Genomic DNA, 17,859 nt, shown 5'->3' on the forward strand with positions numbered 1-17,859 from the left:
ATGCGCCTCTACGGTTCCAAGGGCGGCGGCTCGTCGAGCACGGCAACCGAATCGCCCGATAGCCTGCGCTCGACCGCGACTGCGAGGGTGCTCGACATCGTTTCTGAAGGCCCGATCGTCGGCTTGGTAAGCGGCTTGCAGTCGATCTATCTTGACGACACGCCGATTCAAAACAGCGACGGCTCGACCAACTTCACGAACTATTCAGTCGACACGCGGACAGGCACGCAAGACCAGACCTTCATGTCGGGCTTTCCGGCTGTCGAAAACGAAATTACGGTCAACACTGCGTTGACGTCGGACACGCCGTGGGTTCACCAACTTCAGAACGTGCAGCTCACAGCGGCACGCATTCGCTTCGGCGTGCCGCAACTTCAACAGTCGAACCAATCGACGGGGGATGTCACTGGCTACCGAATTGAGTATGCGATCGACGTCGCAGTTGATGGCGGCGCATACGCGCAAGTGCTAAGCGGCGCATTCGACGGGAAAACGACATCGCTCTATGAGCGCAGCGTACGCATCGAACTGCCGCCGGCAACGACCGGCTGGCTCGTGCGCGTGCGGCGTCTCACGGCGAATGCGCACAGCTCATTAATCGCCGACACGGTGAACATTGAGGCCATCACCGAGATCATCGATCGAAAGCTGCGCTACCCTATGAGCGCGCTCGTCGGCCTGTCTTTCGATGCTCAGTCCTTCAGTTCCGTGCCCACCTGTGCATACGACATAAAAGGCCTGATCATCCGCGTTCCGACGAACTATGACGTCGCCACGCGGACATACGCAGGGACTTGGGACGGCACATTTAAGACGGCCTGGACCGATAATCCGGCGTGGATCTTCTATGACCTGGTGATCAACGACCGGTATGGTCTCGGGAAACTCGTCGACGCGTCCATGATCGACAAGTGGAATTTGTATCAGATCGCGCAGTATTGCGACGTCATGGTTTCGGATGGGAAGGGCGGGCAAGAACCGCGCTTCACGTGCAATGCCGTCATCCAGTCGCGCGCCGACGCGTACAAGGTACTGCAAGACCTAGCGACCGTGTTCCGCGGCATAGCGTATTGGGGTCCGGGGCAGGTCGTCGCCAATGCGGACATGCCGCAAGATCCCGAGTACGTCTACACCGCCGCGAACGTGGTCAACGGGACTTTCGAGTATGTCGGCTCGTCGCGCAAGACGCGCTACACGACGGCGCTAATCAGCTGGAACGATCCAGCGAACGGCTATCAACAAGCCGTCGAGTATGTGCCGGATGAAGACGGCATGGCGCGCTACGGCGTGATGAAGGCGGAAATCACCGCGTTCGGCACGACGTCGCAGGGGCAAGCTCATCGACTCGGTTTGTGGACTCTGCTCACGAGCCGATATGAGACAAACACCGTCTCTTTCAATGTCGGCCTCGACGGTACGCTCTGCCCGCCGGGCAGTGTCATTGCCGTGGCCGATCCAGCGAAGGCAGGAAGGCGGACGGGCGGGCGCATTCGCGCGAGCAACGGGCGCGTCATTACGCTCGACAAAGCACCGACCGTCGCCGCTGGCGACAAGCTCACGGTGATCCTACCGTCGGGCATCGCGCAGGCGCGCACGGTGCAAGGTACGGCCGGCGATGCTGTCACGGTGACCGCCGCCTTCGACACTCAGCCGTCGGCCGGCGCGGTGTGGATGCTCGAGAGTTCGGATCTAGCCGCGCAACTGTTCCGCGTCGTGAGCGTGCAGGAGTCCGACGACGATGGCCAGATCACGTACACGGTCAACGCAACGCAGTACGAGCCCGGCAAGTACGCGGCGATCGATAACGGCGCCGCGATCCAGGTGCGACCGATCACGGTCATACCGCCATCGGTGCAGCCGCCGCCGACGAATGTGCGCGTGTCGACTTATTCGACGATCGACCAAGGCATCTCGAAAACGACCATGGTCATCGCGTGGGATGCGGCCGACAAGGCCGTGTCGTATCTGTCAGAGTGGCGGAAGGACAACGGCGAGTGGGTAACGGTCAGCTCGACGGGCGGGCTGCAGGCAGAAGTGCCGGGTATCTATCAGGGCACGTATCTCGCGCGCGTGCGGGCGCAGAATGCGATGGGCGTCACGTCAGTGCCGGCGTATGGCGTAGATACGCAGCTCACCGGTAAGACGAGCCCGCCGCCGTCAATGACGTCGCTTACGACCATCTCGCAGATCTTCGCTATCGAGGTCGATTGGACGTTCCCCGCGGACGGTTCGGCCGGCGACACGCAGCGCTCGGAGATCTGGTATAGCCGCACGAACGACCGGTCGACGGCAGTGAAGCAGGCGGACTACGCATATCCTCAGTCGCAAGCGCATCTGATGGGGCTCGCAGCGGGGCAGCAGTTTTTCTTCTGGGGTCGTCTTGTAGACACGTCGGGCAACATAGGGCCGTGGTATCCAACGGATCCGAACGCGGGCGTGCTCGGGGCATCGAGCGACGACGCCGACGCGATCCTGACGTACCTGCTTGGACAGATCACTGCCACGCAACTCGCACAAGATCTGCTTTCCGAGATCGAACAAATTCCAGATTTGCAGCAGAGTGTCACCCAGACCGCTGCGGCCATCACTCAGGAAACTCAGTCGCGCATTCAAGGTGACAGCGCGCTTTCTAGTCGAATCGATGTCGTTAGCGCACAGGTTCTAGTGCCGCCGCTGGCCGGCTCGACTGGCGACTATGCTGGTTCAACGCAGGTCTATGCGGGCGTCTGGTCCGAACAGAGCGCGCGCGCCGACGCGGATCTCGCGATTGCGAAGAACGTCGAGACGGTGACCGCGCAGATCACGTCGAACAACACGACTCTGATTGCGGCTATTCAGACGGAGACGCAGGCGCGCGTCGATGCAGATAGCGCACAGGCTTCCCAGATTACGACGGTTCAATCGACGGCGAACAATGCCGCCGCCGCAGCGCAGACGGCGCAGTCCTCATACGCCGACTTGAACGGGCGGGTGGCCGCGTCTTACACCATCAAGACGCAGATCACTTCGAACGGCCGGACGTACATCGCCGGTGTCGGTATCGGCGTCGACAACAGCAGCGGCGTCGTCGAATCGCAGGTGCTGGTCGCGGCGAGCCGGTTCGCCGTGCTCGACCCGAATGGCTCGGTCGTGACGCTTCCCTTCGTCATCCAAGGCGGTCAAGTTTTCATCAGCCAGGCGCTCATCGGCACGGGCTGGATCACGAACGCGATGATCGGCAGCACGATCCAGAGCGACAACTATGTCGCCGGACAGCAAGGCTGGCAGATCAACAAGGCGGGTACGTTTGAGATCAACGGCACGGGCGGAGGAGGGCGCACTACGCTCAATAACAACGGAGTGTATGTGTATGACACCGGTGGCGTGAATCGCGTGCAGCTTGGATACATCGCCTGATGGCATACGGTCTTCGATGCCGCGACGCTAGCGGCAATATCACCGTGGACATTACCGATCGGCTAACGCGCGTGATCGGCACGTTCTCGACGGGCGGCAGCGACGGAAGCTTCACGGTCAACGTGACCGGTTCTGTATGGTTCATGGTGTTGGACGACTCGCAATATTCGCGAACGGTCCTGGCGCCCATCGTCACGCTGAGCGGCAATACGATCTCGTGGACGTTCCCGTCTACGACTTATGGCACGCGCGCGGTGACCGTGATGTATGGGGTGTACTGATGGCTGACTTTGGCCTGAAGGTCGTGAACGCGAATGGCTTCCTGCAGATCGACAGCACATACGCCAATCTGGGACTTCGTCAGAAAGGCTCGATCACATCGGGTGGAGCGGCCACGGCAAACGGATGGTACGCCGCAACCCTGACCGTCGCATACGGCGTCTCGCCGATGTTGGCGGTTCGCCCCGCGTCCGGGCAGTGCGTGCTCGTCTCGACGAGCGTGAGCGGATCGAACGTCACTTATAAGTTCTACTGCAACGCAAGCGGCGTCGCCATCACGTATTGGTTGTTCGACTCGCCGGCAGGCATCACCGGTTCGGGATCGTATGGGTTGATCGTGCGGAACAGCAGCGGATCGCCGGTGTTCGATAGCCGGATGTCGTACCTGCGCATCCTCGATTTCATCAACGGCACTGGCACGAATGTTTCGCTTTCGACGCCGTATAGCAAAACGATCGCAGTCGTGCAGACGCAGCTCTGGTATTCGTGGGGAATTAGCACGCCACCGTATCCGCAGACTGGCGGCATCGTGAACTTTTTGGCTATGCCATTTGGAGTTTCTAACAACACTTTCTCTGCCTCTTCGGGGCAATTGATCGATTACTCGCGGCAGGATCCGGCGCCGGCTATCAACTCGACGGCGCGGAACGGCTACGCGTACATCATCGTCGACGTCACCAACATGTAATTGAGAGGAAAAGCATGTCCATCATCATCGACTACGTAACGCCTGGAACCGGCGCCACAGCAAGCTTCCATGTCGTCCAACAGGTCACCATCGACTATCGCAATGGGCGCAGCGCCGCGCAGTTGGAATCGTTCGTGAATCAGCAAACCTTCACGGATGGCAAGCAGCCGGTGTTCACCCAGTCGATCGAGTTCTCGGAACTGCCGACGGCAGGTGTCGATCCCCGCGAATATGCCGAGCAAAAGATCGTCGCGTCCGCTGATGACAAGACGTCGCCGACAGCGGCGCGCGCGAACTTCATCGGCGCGCAGATCGCCGACTGAACAACAGGCCAGAGAGACTGAGCCGCTTTCGGGCGGCTTTTTTTATGCCCGGAAAACCGGCTTACGAGGGGTGTTGAATGCCTGCTGATGAACTGTCGGGCTTGCGGGACAAAGTATCCGAGCACGGCGAGGAACTTGCTGCTCTGCGTGAATGGAAGGCTGGCATCGCTGTGCGGATGGATACCTTCATCACGAAGACCGAGTTCACCGTGGTGAAGATCCTCGTCTATTCGATTGCCGGCACGACTTTGACCGCTGTCTTATCAGCCCTGCTCGCAAAGGTGATCGTGAAATGAGTCCTGCAGACCGGAACCAGATCTTGATTGGAGGTGCCTACGCCGTGACGCTTATCGTTAGCGCCGCAACGTTCCTGTACATCGCGCTTGTCGGCGGCAATCCCTATCATGCCGGCCCGGCTGCAGCGTTCGATGAAGGCGGCACGCCGCGCGCTTCGTTTCACCGCGGCGAGTGGATGTACGTGCGGCGCAATGTATGTCTTGACCGCGACATCTACGCGGAGCAGTCGCCGTCGCTATACGACGTAAATCGCAAGGCATACATCGCGCTGCGGGGCACCGCCACGCTGGCGAAGGCGGGGTGCGCCGTGCGCAGCTCAGCGTTCGAGATCCCCGCAACGCTTCCGCCGGGTGACTACGAGTATCGCAACGTATCGCGCTTCCAAAACAACCTGGTCGGGCGCGACGAGAGCAACGTCTATCCGCCCATCCGCATCACGGTGACCGAATGACCGAATTGACCGAACCGGTGGCGTCGCATGACGGCGTCCACATCGAGCAGGCATATTTCCTCCGTGCGAAGCATCTGCCGTGGGTTTGCGTAATCCTGCTCTTCGGCGCGCTCTGCACGGGCGTCGCTGGCGTATTCGCTGGCAGCACGATGCAGGCGAGCAAGAACGAGCAGAACCTGAGCGACTTGAACGACAAACTCGCTGCGCAAAAGCTCGAGTATGAGCAGCGGCTCGGCAAACAGTCGGCGCAATACGCCATCGACGTGAACAACTTTGCAGACGCGATTGCGAAGTTTGGCGAAGCGCTCGACAAGATGGACGCGAAGAACGACCGCCGCGCCGCGGAGCGCGAGCGCGCGCAGGCGGCTGCCATCGCTGCGGCACAGAAGGCGGCCGTCGCTGCCGCCGTGACCGCGCAGAAGACCGAGCAGATTCTCGTGAAGACCGATGCCGTGCAGCAGCAGGCGACTGAAGCCGCATCGGCTGCGAAGGCCACCGAGAAGAAACTCGATACCGCAACGCATCCGACAGCCGCAGTCCCGCCGACGCCATGGGCGGGTAACCGCCGCTAGACCACCACGCTTTCACATCCAACCCGGCCGCGCGCCGGGTTTTTCATTTCTGGAGGGCATATGCCTCTGATCCCGTTCACTCAAGTGCGTCTCACGCTCGCCGATGGCTGGCAGAAGTTGCATAAGCGCGGCACCGTCATCGCTGGTGCAGCGTTCACCGCGCTTGCCGGCGCCGGTCCGCTCATCGCTCAGGCGTGGTCCGGCATGCCGCACGAGCTGCGCGACGTCATTCCGCAAAACGTCCAGCAGTGGATTGCATACACGCTCTTCGGTCTGAGCTTTATCGCGATCCGCTATACCTCGCTGCACCGCGTTCCGGCAGATGGTGAGGCGCAGCGATGAGCTTGCTTGACGCAGTTCTCGCTCTGTTCAAACCGAAGCAGCAGGGCGGCGGCTATCAGCCTTCGCCAACACCTGAGCCGCTTCCTCCGCCGCCTGCGCCCGCGGTATCGCTGTCGACCCGTCTGCCGACGATGACGCCGCATAACGAGATGGTTCTCGTCGACGAGCTGCGCCGCGACGAGGGCGTGCGATACACGCGCTATCTCGACTCGAAGGGTATTCCGACGACCGGCGTGGGGCACAACCTGCTGGCGAAGCCGCTGCCAGCCGGGTGGACCTATCCGCTGTCGGACAGCCAGGTCGATCAGTTGCTCGAAGACGATCTCGACGACGTGTACGTCGACCTGGACCGTAACCTGTCGTGGTGGCGCGCGCTGGACGATGTCCGGCAGAGAGTCATCGCGAACATGTGTTTCAACATGGGTATCGGCCGTCTGCTCGGCTTTACGAACATGCTGGCGGCGGCGCGCTCGGCGAACTATTCGACGGCCGCCGCCGAGATGCTTGATTCGAAGTGGGCGCGCGATGACGTCGGCATTGGCACGGCCGCGAAGCCGGGCCGCGCGCTGCGACTCGCCAACATGATGAGGGACGGGAAATGATCGAACTCGTGATGAAACTTGGGCCATGGATCGTCGCTGGCCTAGTGGGCGCGTGGGCAGTTTTCACGCACATGAACGCGAAAGCGACGGTCGCTGATACGAAGCAGCAGGCTCAATCCGCCGTCGCGGCCGCCAAGGCACAGCAACAAGTTGCCGAAGACAACCTCAACGCACGCAAAACGGCGGATGTCCAAGCCGACGCCGACGCGGCAAAGACTGCGGCGGTCGCCGCGCAGGAGAGAACCGATGTTGAAAACACTCAGGCGCGTCTCGATGACGACGCTGCTCGCGATGAGCTTCTCAAGCTGCTCCACGGCTCCGGTGCAGACAACCCCGGAACAGGTCAAAGAGGTGCCGGGCCCGCTTAGGGTTATCGACAACAGCTGCTTGTATTTCAAGCCCGAGACGCCAACCGATGCCGACGTGCGCGCGATGTCTCGACCGTTCCTTGACCAGGTGACGGCGAATCTTAAAATGGGCATCGCGCACTGCGGCTGGAAGTTAGGCGACCGAAAGTAACGCCGTCTAGAATGCCGCTGTATGTCTTTGATTCTATTAGTGCCGTGTTGTGCATTTCAGGGCATGCGATTTCGTGCGGAAAACGAACCTAAGTGGATGACAGGAAAGAGAAAAGCGCGAAAACACCTAATTACATGCCATGTAATTGGCGAGCCTCACGCGCGCTCCTACTCTCTCATCATCGCGATGCAGCCATGTTGGCCGCAGCGTTCGAGAACAAGGAGCCTCTCATGTCGAACCATACCGTTCATACGATTCAAACCGCCCCCGAGCAATCGAAGCCTGTGCTCGAACGCCTGCAACGAACCTTCGGCCTCGTGCCGAACATCGCGGGCGCGATGGCTGCATCGCCCACGCTGATCAATGGCTTCATCGGCTTGTTCGAGCGCGTGCACGCGAGCAGTCTCAGCGAGCCGCAGATTCAGACGCTGCTGCTCACCAACGCGGTGACGAACCGCAGCGAATGGGCCGCCGCGTTTCATACGGCGCTCGCGTTGCAACAGGGCGTGAGCCGGGCCGATGTCGATGCCATCCGCGAAGCACGCTTGCCCGCCGATGTAAACCTCGCCGCGCTCTCGGCGCTGGCGCGCACGCTCATCGACAGGCGCGGCCGGATCGATCGCGCCGACGAGAAGCGTTTCATCGATGCCGGCTTCGGCGCCGCGCAGATACTCGATGTAATCGCGGTCGTGGCGGCATCGACCATCACGAACTACACCGGTAGCGTCACGCAACCGCCGCTCGAAGAGCAGTTCGCCGAGTATGCGTGGCAAGCGCCGACACGTTGAGGAAAGCACATGACGACAGCCGCTCACGCCGAGAAAAGTCGAACGTCGAACGCTATCGGCGACCTGCTGCGTTACTGGCGCGATGTGCGCGGCGTGAGTCAGCTCGGCTTGTCGCTGGACGCGGGCGTATCGCAGCGGCAGATTAGCTTCATCGAAAGCGGCCGCAGCGTGCCGGGCCGGCAGACTGTACTTGATCTTGCCGAGACGCTCGACGTGCCGCTGCGCGAGCGCAATGCGCTGTTGCTTGCAGCAGGCTACGCGCCGCTCTATTCCGATGCGCCGTGGAACGCCGAAGAGATGCAGGGCGTCGTGCGCGCGCTCGAACGCGTGTTGCGTCAGCACGAGCCTTATCCCGCCATCGTCATGGACCGGCATTGGAACGTGCTGATGACCAACGCTGCCGCGCCGCGCTTCTTCAATCGTTTCATCGATATGTCCGCGCGCACGGGGCCGCGCAACATGCTGCATCTGATGTTCGATCCGCTGGGCATGCGCCCGTTCATCGCGGACTGGGATAACGTCGCGCGCAGTCTCTTGCAACGCGTGCATCGCGAAGCAGTAGGGCAGTTTGTCGATGAAGGCACGCGTAATCTCTTCGATGCCTTGCTCGCTTATCCCGATGTGCCGCGCGACTGGCGCTCGCGGGAAGTATCGCGCGGCGCTTCCGCGTTGCCGGTCGTGCCGCTCGGCTTCGTTTTCGAAGGTACGGTGCTTGACTACTTCTCGATGGTGACGACGGTCGGCACGCCGCGAACCATCGCCGCGCAGGAGTTGCGCATCGAGTGTCTCTTTCCCGCCGACGATGCAACGGAAGCGCGGCATTTGGCGACGTTCTCGACATAGGCGCTTGCAGCGCATAGAGTGCTTCATTCGACTCTATGAAGGAGAAACGTATGACGACCACGGACAAGGTTGCACTGATCACGGCGGCGGGCAAGGGCATGGGCGCGGCCATCGCGAAGGAACTCGCGGCCAACGGCTACAAAGTCGCGCTGATGTCGCCTTCGGGCAGCGCCGTTACGCTCGCGGAGCAGTTGAACGGCTTCGGCATGACGGGTTCGGTGGCGCAGGACGCGGATATCGAAAAGTTCGTGCAAGGTACGCTCGAAAAATACGGCCGCATCGATGCCGTGGTGAACAACACGGGGCATCCGCCCAAAGGCGATCTCCTCGCACTCGACGACGCCAAATGGCACGAAGGCCTCGACCTCATCATCCTCAACGTGGTGCGTGTGCTGCGCCGCGTGACGCCGGTGTTTCAGAAGCAGGGCGGCGGCGCCGTCGTCAATATTTCGAGCTTCGCAGCGGTGGCGCCGGAGCCGGTGATGCCGGTTTCATCGGCGTTGCGTGCGGCGTTGAGCGCATTCACGCGCCTCTATGCGGAGCGGCACGCGGCGGAAAACATTCGCATCAATTCCGTGCTGCCGGGGTTTATCGATAGCTGGCCGGAAACGCCGGAGATCGTCGCACGCATTCCGGCAGGGCGCTTCGGTAAGACCGAAGAGATTGCGAAGACCGTGGCGTTTCTATTGTCGGACGGCGCGGGCTATATCACCGGACAGAACATCCGCGTCGATGGGGGAATCGTTCGGGCGCTTTGAATGCGATGCCCTGTGTCCGGCGTTGCTTCGTGTGGCCGTGATCTCAAGGCGCGATGGCGTCCGCCGTTTCCTGATCCCAATACGGCGGCAGCGCCTTATAAGGATTCGAACCGGCAAGCGACGTGACATACACGCCGCCCGCGCCATGTGTCTTCGCATACTGAACGACGCCCGGCAACTGCGCGGCCGTTGCGCCATACACCATATGCACGAAGCGGTTCTTCGGATACGCGGCTTGCCAGCTCATCGGTTGATAGCGCGCGTAACTCTTGACCGTGCTTTCGAAGACCACGAACTGATCGGCGGTCGGCAGGCTCGCATAAAGCTCGGGAACGTTCGTTCCCGGGTTACCCATGACCGAGTATGTCGACTTCAATCCCTTGATGTAGTTGTAGATGGACTGATAGAACTGGACGTGCGACATCTGGCTATCGGCCGTCATCTCGTCGATGAAAAAGCCATCGACCTTATAAAGCGTCACGTACGCGTTGATGTCCGCCACGACCGCCGAAAGCGAGCGCTTTGCATACGACGTCGATACATAGCCAATCACCTTGCCGCCCGCCGCATGAAGTCGTGTTACGGCGGCGGCATAGGCGACGTCTTCCTTGATACCGGGACCGCTGTTCGGATTCAGAATGGCCGTGGTCGGAACCTTGCGCGCGGTGGCGGTCAAGCTGTTCCAGTTCGAGACGCTGCTCGTAGCATTGAAATACGAGGGGATGACGACGCTGGTGGCCGTGTTGACCGTGTTGGCCGTATTGACCGTTGTGGCCGCGAAGGCCGTGCTAGCGGTGCCCAACAAGGCGGCGAGAGGCATTGCCCACTTCAGACAGTTCAAGCATTTCAAAGCTGCGTTCAGCATTAAGCCTCCTGACGCGGTCATTTAAGCCGCTGTCTTTTGGCCCGCCGCACAGACGGCGGGCAACTGGCAATTTCTCGTCAAGAAAGTCCCTTTAGTTTTGCGTCGCCGGATCACTCCGGTTTTGCCCCTCTCCCCTAACGGCAGGCTTTGAGATTTCTTTAGCGTAATAAAAAGAAATCTTTGGCATCGCTTGATGACGCTTGGACGACTCGTTATCTCTCAGCGCGTCGCCAAACGTTTGCCTTAAAGTTCTATTGAACATGGTCGTTAATGCCTAGCAACGTGCACTGGTTTGTTCGATGCATAAGCGGACTTGAGCGGCTAAAGGTCATGTGCTATCGTGCGCGCCCTTGGCAATTAAGCAAAAAAATATTGCTTCACGACCCGCGCAACGCGGGCTTTGCGTAGCGCGATTGCGGCTAGCCGAATGAGCTTGCGGTGACGATTTCCTCAAGGCGATGTCCTTGAGAAAAAGCGCGCTGCACTCGTATAAAAATCAAACGGGGGAAAGATCTTGCCGATGGAGAAGTGGACCCGGGCACGCGCCGGTATGTTCTCTTGCGCGCGTGCGGAACGTGCGCCTGAACGTTTCGTAATGCGCGTAATGGCAGCCGTTCTGTTGAGCACGGCGGGCCTTGATCCGTTCATCGCTTATGCGCAAGCGGCGGCGCTGCAGTCCAATGCGCCGCGCGCTTTACAGTCCGCTGCATCTCAACCCAATATCGCTTTCTATTACGCGGCGAATCCGCCTGTCGATCAATTGCAGGCATTCGACGCAGTGGTCATCGACCCGGCAACGGGCTTCGATCCGTCCATGCATCCGCTCGCGCATACGACATGGATCGCGCGTAGTCAAAGCGGAAATGCCGCTGAAATCGAAGCGCTGTGGCAGCGGGGTTATCGCGGATTTTTCCTCGATACGCCAATCGCTCTTGCCGCAGCCCTTCGAATTCATGCGGCGCATCCGGACGCGCGTCTTATCGCGGGTGGCGAGAACATTGCGCAAAGCGCGTTGCCCTATGCAAGCGCGCTGTATGCGGTCGTCGGCGATTCGCTGATTCGCGGTATAGACGAAAGTGGTCAGTTCACGGAAGTTCCTGAAGCGTTGCGCGCACGGCGCATGGCGGCGGCGCGCGAATTCACGCAGCAAAGCGGCGTGCCCCTCGTGTCGATCGAGTATTGCAATCGCAACGACCGGCAGTGCGCGCGCGATACAGCGAGCCGCGTCGTGTCCGCAGGCATGCTGCCTTACGTGACGAGCAAGGCGCGCGATGTGGTCGGCATCGGCAAGATAGAAGTGCTGCCGCGCAAGATTCTCGTCGTGCAGGACCGCGATACCAAGGACCCGCTCGATTTAAGCGCGGGGGTGCGTGACCTCGCCACGCCGCTCAATTACATGGGCTACGACGTCGAGTACGCCGACTTTTCGTCGCGCTTGCCGGATAACATCACACCCGACCGTTACGCAGGCGTGGTCGCATGGATTCAGCGCGGCGCGGTGCCCGATGCACAAGTCTGGCAACGATGGGTTGCCGCGCGCATGGCGGATCACATTCCTGTCGCGTTTCTCGGTCAGTTCGGTTTCGATTCAGCCGGTTCCGCTGGCGCCGCGCTCGATCTGCAACCGGTCGGCGGAACGTTCGCGGCGCCCGTCACGGTCGTCAAGAGCGATCCGATGATCGGCTTCGAGATCAGCCCGAAACCGGAACCGCGCGATCTGCAAGGGGTGCGCGTGGGTCCGCGCAGTCAAGCTTTGCTGCGCGTCTCGGCAAGCGGAGAGGAGGTGGACCAAGTCGCGCTCACGCCGTGGGGCGGGTACGCGCTGAGTCCTTACACAGTCGTATCGTTGGACAGCATCGAACAGGAACGCTGGGCCATTCAACCGATGGCCTTCATGAAGGCGGCGCTGCATCTGCAAGACATGCCCGCGCCGAGCGTGACGACGGAAAACGGCCGACGCCTTTTCATGTCGCACGTGGATGGCGATGGCTTCGCCTCACGCGCGGAATTCCCCGGTCCCGACTACTCGGGCGAAGCGTTGTATCAGCAGATATTCACGCGCTATCAAGTGCCGATGACGCTCTCCGTCATCGAAGGCGAAGTCGGTCCTGCCGGTCTGCATCCGGATATCTCGCCCCGTCTGGAAGCCATCGCGCGCAAGATGTTCGCGCTGCCGCACGTCGAGATCGGCACGCATACGTACTCGCATCCGTTTCAGTGGGAACAGGTCGACAGCAAGGGCGCACAGATGGATCGCGGCGGTGGCGACGCGGCGTTCTCGTTGAATATCCCGGGATATCGCTTCAATATCGATCGTGAGATCACGGGCTCGATCGACTATATCAACTCGCGTCTTGCACCTGCCGGCAAGAAGACCGTGCTCCTGCAATGGTCCGGCGACTGCCGTCCGCCTGGCTTCGTCGTGCGCAAGGTGGCCGAGGCGGGCGTCTACAACTTCAATGGCGGCGATACGGTCATCACGAAGTCGGCCAATAGCTGGACCAATATCGCGCCGGTCGGTGTGGACAAGGGACCCGGCGCATATCAGGTATATGCGCCGAATCAAGACGAGAACGTCTATACGAACAACTGGCAAGGTCCGTTCTATGGCTTCACGCGCGTGCTGGAAACGTTCGCGATGACCGAGCGTCCGCAGCGCTTCAAGCCGATCGACATCTATTACCACATGTATAGCGGCACCAAGGTGGCGTCGCTGCGCGCGTTGGATCAGATCTTTTCGACGACACTCAAGCAGCCGGTGATGCCGGTCTATGTGAGCGAGTACATCCGCAAGGTGCTCGACTGGCATACCTTCGCGGTAGCAAAAGACATCGATTCGAAGTCCGGTCAATGGCTCGTGCGCGGCAATGGCGAAGTGCGCGAATTGCACTGGCCGCAAGCGACAAAGCCATCGGTCGATGATGCTTCGGGCGTCACGGGTTTCGCGCCGGGGCCTGACGGTACTTACATCCATATCGATAACGGCAGTGCGCGTTTTGCCATGGGCGGTACAACGACCGCGCCGTATATCGAAGAGGCAAATGGTTTCGTGCGCAACTTTCGCCGCACGCCGCAAGGCATGCAGTTCGAATTTGCCGGCCACTATCAGCCGTTCGTCAAGGTAGCGAACGCGCAGCAGTGCAAGGTTCGCGTCAACGGTCAAAGCGTTGCTGTCCGACGCGATGGCGATTTCCTGCGCTTCGAGACGTCGGCCGACGTCGGATCTATCTTGAACTACAAGCCGGTCGAGGTCGCCTGTGCTCGTTAATCGCCCTCGTATTGCGCCAACGTGGCTCGTGATGTTGCTCGCGGGCGTCGTGATGATCACGCTATGGTTCATGCATCCGCGTGGCGGATTGCGCAACCGCTTGACATCCACCGATGCACCGAGCGATCTCAGCATCGCTTATCTCGAAGCGTGGCTGCGCGTGCAGCCCGGCAACACGGAGATTCTCTCGGTGCTCGGCACGCAATACGTGCGTCTCGGGCGCGATGAAGATGCGCGCCGCATTGCTGACCGCATGGCCGCCGCGCCTGGTGACGAGCTTCATCGCGCCGCACAGTTGCTGCGCCTGACCGTGGATACGCGCGAGACCTTCGCATTGCCCGCGAACGATCCGGGCCGCGAGGCCGCGCTGGTTCGCCTGCGCACGCAACTGACCAACGCGGCGGCGCTGTCGTGGTCGAATGCGGACTTGCAAATGCTGGCCGAAGCGGCTGCATCCGCGAATGCGCAACAGCTTGCGGGGCAGCTCTATGCGCGGCTTGCCGTGCAGGACCCGGCACAACAGACGCGCTGGAATCGCGAAGTGGTGCGCTTTGCCATGTATGGCGGCGACTATCGCGGCGCGGCGGAAGGCTGGTTCCGTTTGCAAGCGAAGGCACCCACGTTCGATGCGAAGCGTGATTGCTTCATCAACGGCATTCGCGCGCTACAGTCGGGCAATCTGCTCGATGAAGCGCTTGGCGCCGCGAAGGAACATGGCGCAGCGTTCGCGCACGATCACGCGACGCTTGTCGTGCTGCTGAATCTGGCGCGCGCGGCGCATCGGCCGGACCTCGTGGATCGTTATGCAAAGGCGCTCGCGGGTTATGCGCAAGCGCAGCCAACGGATGAAGACGGCGCGCTACGGCTGGTCGCGTATCTTCGTGAGCGCGCATCACAGAAAGAATATGCGTACATGGATGGTTCGCAGCCGATGCATACGCACCGTCACGATGTGCATGTCGTTCGTGTTGCCACGCCTGCATCGGCTCCGAACGCCACGGACGATGTCCCGGGTCTCCTGTACCAATCGTTCCTCGAATCGAACGACTTGCAGAACGCACAGCGCGTCGCGAGCGAACAGGTCGAGAAGAATCCCGGCTCGACGGTGTGGACGAAGCGGCTCGCTCAAGTATCCGAATGGAATCACGCGTCGCCGCTCGCGCTCAAGATGTGGCTCGCTTACGCGCAAGCCACGCACGACCCGGAAGGCTGGAAAAACGTCATGCGTCTGGCTCCGATGCTCAACGACGACAACGCGTATCTCGCCGCGTTGATCCAGGCATCGAATGCCGCACCCGCCGATCTCAAGCTGCTCGACTCGGTCGTCGCGGCATACGAACGTCTCGGCCGTCCGGACGATGCACTGGCGTTCCTGCGCACCCGTCAGCGCACGATATCGAACGAGGCCATCGTTTTGCGGCTTGGCCAACTCGCGGAACGCTCGGGCCACGACGACGAAGCGCTCGCCGCTTATCGCGCGCTGAACAAGCGCAATCCGGCGAACACGCAATACGCATTGCGCACCGCGAGCCTTTTGTATCGTCATGGCGACTACAAGGGTGCGCTCGATGCCTTGCTCGCTGCACGCCAAGGCGCCAGGAACGATGACATTCTGTTCTGGCGCAACGCGGCGCAACTCGCGCGTCTTCTGCAACGGGATGACATCGCCAACGACGCGTACAAGCATCTGCTTGCAAGCGGCGAGGCCACGCCCGAAGACTTGAGCGCCATGACGTACTTCTACGACGCTTATCCAGTCGATGCCGCTCGCACTTCGGAGTTGCAGTATCGCCGCGATCGTTCGCCGCGCTCGCTGGAAAGCGCAGTCCACTATTACACCGATGCCGAGCAATACGATCGCGCCGATGCATTGCTCAAAAGCCTGAGCCCGGAGCAACTCGCCGTTGCGTCGGAGTCGCCGTCGTTCCTGCGCATTCGCGCCGAATACTATCGACAGACGAACCGTCCGCTCGATGCGCTCGCCGATCTTCAACATGCCGTCACGCTGCCGGGTGCCGCGCTCGACTTGCGCGCGGCATTGCTCTGGACGCTCGTCGACTACGGCACGGATGCGCAATTGCACGACGCGCTCAAGCCATGGCGCGATACGCCCGCGCAAGAGCCCGCGTTGTGGGGCCCGCTCGCTGCTGCCTATATGCGCTTGAACAAGCCTGAAGCCGCGCTCAAGTACTTGCGTCTGCAAGCGGCGTCCGCATCGCGTGATCCGCTGTGGCAGTTGAGCTATGCCGAGGCGCAAGAGATGGCGGGACGCAGCGATCTCGCATGGTCCATTCGCCGCAATGTCTGGCGCCAGATGCAGGACGAGGAAGCGGCCGTTCGCGCGAACACGGCGGTGGGAAAGAACATCGTGCAGACGCACCAGTCGCAAGGCAGTGAAGTGCGTGAACAACTGCAAGGCCGGCGCGTGACGCTGGCATCGATATTCGAGAACGCGGATGTATCGAAGGCATTGCTGATCGACCTGCTCGCAACCGATGCCGGGCGCAACGACGACACCGCCGCACGCCGCACCTTGCTGGGCGATACGGCCGGTTTGCCCGCTGCGCAATTGAAGGCATCGAACGCGAGTGCATCTCCGAAAGAGACACAACTGACCTCGTCCGTTGCACGCGATGTCGCGCTTGCCTGGGCCATGTCGCACGAAGCGAATCCGTTGGCGAAGCGCTGGCTCGCGCGTCAATACGCCGACGTGCTGGTTCAGCCTTCGGAGCAGTTGATCGCCATTGCGCTTGCCGACAACGACAAGCCCGCGATGGAACGTCTTCTCGATGATCAGAAGGCGCGTTTGCCGATTTATGACCGTATCGATGCATCGATCGCGGTGGATCGTCCGGGCGACGCACAAAAGCTCGCGTTTCAAGGCCTCGAAGATGCGCCCTATGACGATGAACTTCATGGCCGCCTCGTGCAGACCTCACTGACGTGGCCGCAATCGCTCGATGCAAGCGTCACGAGTTATGTCGAACATCCGCTCGATTACATCGAGCAGACGCTTGGCGGCAGCCTCAAGATCGCGGACAAATACATGATCGGCGTAAGGGGCGTTCAACGCTTCCAGCATTCGACGGATTCATCGCAACTCACCGATGTCCCTTCGGTGGATCGCTCGTTGGAAGTCTTCGCGCGCCGCCAGACTTACGACACGGCGTTCATGGTCACCGTGGGCCGCCGCGAAGCGCTCGACAGTTTTTACAGCGTATCGGCGGGTGCCGAATGGGGCCGAAATTCCGCTTTGTCGCTCGCCGTGAAGGCGGGCTACAACCAGACCGCACGCGAGTCGCAAGTGTTGCAAGTGGGCGGTGTGAAGGACAACGTCGCAGGCACCGTGACGTATCGCGCGACGGAAAGCCTCTATGCCACGGGCACGGTCGAAGCCGATCGCTTCTATAGCCAAGCGCGTAACTATCTCGGTAGCGGCGTGCTGTCGACGGGCGAGCTCGGTTATCGCATTCGCACGAATTATCCGGACTACACGCTGCGCCTGATGGGCGCGCATGGCGGATACGGCGCAAGTGGCGCCGCCGATGGCCTGATCTCGCGCCTCATTCCGGTGACCGCCGGTCCGGTGAGTGCGGCGAGCTTCATTCCGCAAAGCTACTCGCAATACGGCCTGTTCTTCGGTTTCGGCAACGATCTGCTCGATCAATACACGCGCGCATGGCGGCCATTCTTCGATGCAGGCGTGCTGCACGACTCGAATCAGGGCTGGGGACCGTCCATCAGTCTTGGCCTCGCGGGCACTGTGTTCGGCGGCGATCATGCGGCGCTTTACTTCTCGCATCAGCGTGTGTCGCGTCTCGGTACGCCGGTCACGCAAATCGGTGCGCGCTATAGCTGGTTTTATTGA

Annotated in this window: 17 protein-coding genes and 1 riboswitch; of the genes, 16 read left to right on the forward strand and 1 reads right to left on the reverse strand. The window is 61.0% G+C overall.

Translation table 11 applies throughout. The features are described 5' to 3' along the window. From QCE79_RS24155 to QCE79_RS24215, 13 genes are all read left to right on the forward strand, one after another. Entirely contained in the window at positions 1-3,396 is a 3,396-nt protein-coding gene (locus QCE79_RS24155) for a host specificity protein J (RefSeq protein WP_309848299.1), read from the forward strand. Then, positions 3,396-3,677: a hypothetical protein gene (locus tag QCE79_RS24160; protein ID WP_250467622.1), complete on the forward strand. Its 282-nt coding sequence runs from the start codon at positions 3,396-3,398 to the stop codon at positions 3,675-3,677. The genes QCE79_RS24155 and QCE79_RS24160 overlap by 1 nt, the downstream gene beginning before the upstream one ends. Then, entirely contained in the window at positions 3,677-4,363 is a 687-nt protein-coding gene (locus QCE79_RS24165) for a hypothetical protein (RefSeq protein WP_309848300.1), read from the forward strand. Before QCE79_RS24160 ends, QCE79_RS24165 begins: the two co-directional genes overlap by 1 nt. Before the next feature lie 14 nt (positions 4,364-4,377). Next, a complete protein-coding gene (locus QCE79_RS24170) occupies positions 4,378-4,686 on the forward strand; it encodes a hypothetical protein (protein WP_309848301.1) in 309 nt (102 codons plus the stop codon). A 77-nt stretch (positions 4,687-4,763) separates the two neighbouring features. After that, the gene (locus QCE79_RS24175; protein WP_309848302.1) at positions 4,764-4,982 is read left to right on the forward strand and encodes a hypothetical protein; all 219 of its coding nucleotides are present in this window, start codon (positions 4,764-4,766) and stop codon (positions 4,980-4,982) included. Positions 4,983-5,026: 44 nt separating this feature from the next. After that, positions 5,027-5,434: a hypothetical protein gene (locus QCE79_RS24180; protein ID WP_309848303.1), complete on the forward strand. Its 408-nt coding sequence runs from the start codon at positions 5,027-5,029 to the stop codon at positions 5,432-5,434. Further along, positions 5,431-6,006 (forward strand): hypothetical protein, encoded by a 576-nt coding sequence (locus QCE79_RS24185; RefSeq protein WP_309848304.1) that lies wholly within the window; start codon positions 5,431-5,433, stop codon positions 6,004-6,006. The genes QCE79_RS24180 and QCE79_RS24185 overlap by 4 nt, the downstream gene beginning before the upstream one ends. A 60-nt stretch (positions 6,007-6,066) precedes the next feature. Beyond that, positions 6,067-6,348 (forward strand): hypothetical protein, encoded by a 282-nt coding sequence (locus QCE79_RS24190; protein WP_309848305.1) that lies wholly within the window; start codon positions 6,067-6,069, stop codon positions 6,346-6,348. Beyond that, positions 6,345-6,950, forward strand: coding sequence for a glycoside hydrolase family protein (locus QCE79_RS24195; RefSeq protein ID WP_309848306.1), 606 nt, complete (start codon positions 6,345-6,347; stop codon positions 6,948-6,950). Before QCE79_RS24190 ends, QCE79_RS24195 begins: the two co-directional genes overlap by 4 nt. Next, positions 6,947-7,318 (forward strand): hypothetical protein, encoded by a 372-nt coding sequence (locus tag QCE79_RS24200; protein WP_309848307.1) that lies wholly within the window; start codon positions 6,947-6,949, stop codon positions 7,316-7,318. Before QCE79_RS24195 ends, QCE79_RS24200 begins: the two co-directional genes overlap by 4 nt. A gap of 381 nt (positions 7,319-7,699) precedes the next feature. Further along, positions 7,700-8,257, forward strand: coding sequence for a carboxymuconolactone decarboxylase family protein (locus QCE79_RS24205; RefSeq protein ID WP_309848308.1), 558 nt, complete (start codon positions 7,700-7,702; stop codon positions 8,255-8,257). Between the two features lie 9 nt (positions 8,258-8,266). Continuing rightward, entirely contained in the window at positions 8,267-9,100 is an 834-nt protein-coding gene (locus QCE79_RS24210; RefSeq protein WP_309848309.1) for a helix-turn-helix transcriptional regulator, read from the forward strand. A 50-nt stretch (positions 9,101-9,150) separates the two neighbouring features. After that, positions 9,151-9,858 carry an SDR family oxidoreductase gene (locus QCE79_RS24215; RefSeq protein WP_309848310.1) on the forward strand — a complete coding sequence of 236 codons (708 nt, stop codon included), beginning with the start codon at positions 9,151-9,153 and terminating at the stop codon, positions 9,856-9,858. Between the two features lie 43 nt (positions 9,859-9,901). On the opposite strand, the gene QCE79_RS24220 is transcribed toward QCE79_RS24215, so the two are convergent. Continuing rightward, the gene (locus QCE79_RS24220; protein ID WP_404989411.1) at positions 9,902-10,534 is read right to left on the reverse strand and encodes a spherulation-specific family 4 protein; all 633 of its coding nucleotides are present in this window, start codon (positions 10,532-10,534) and stop codon (positions 9,902-9,904) included. Here QCE79_RS24220 and QCE79_RS24225 point away from each other — a divergent pair. The 3 genes from QCE79_RS24225 to QCE79_RS24235 all read left to right on the forward strand — a co-directional run bounded on the left by QCE79_RS24225 (position 10,524) and on the right by QCE79_RS24235 (position 17,859). Beyond that, entirely contained in the window at positions 10,524-10,748 is a 225-nt protein-coding gene (locus tag QCE79_RS24225; RefSeq protein ID WP_309850675.1) for a hypothetical protein, read from the forward strand. The genes QCE79_RS24220 and QCE79_RS24225 overlap by 11 nt on opposite strands. A gap of 30 nt (positions 10,749-10,778) precedes the next feature. Then, a riboswitch (cyclic di-GMP riboswitch) is annotated at positions 10,779-10,859 on the reverse strand. A gap of 468 nt (positions 10,860-11,327) precedes the next feature. Continuing rightward, positions 11,328-13,991: a sugar ABC transporter gene (locus QCE79_RS24230; protein ID WP_309848311.1), complete on the forward strand. Its 2,664-nt coding sequence runs from the start codon at positions 11,328-11,330 to the stop codon at positions 13,989-13,991. Further along, positions 13,981-17,859: a tetratricopeptide repeat protein gene (locus QCE79_RS24235; protein ID WP_309848312.1), complete on the forward strand. Its 3,879-nt coding sequence runs from the start codon at positions 13,981-13,983 to the stop codon at positions 17,857-17,859. Before QCE79_RS24230 ends, QCE79_RS24235 begins: the two co-directional genes overlap by 11 nt.

Origin of the sequence: Caballeronia sp. LZ003 (assembly GCF_031451465.1) — a bacterium.
Taxonomy (GTDB): Bacteria; Pseudomonadota; Gammaproteobacteria; order Burkholderiales; family Burkholderiaceae; genus Caballeronia.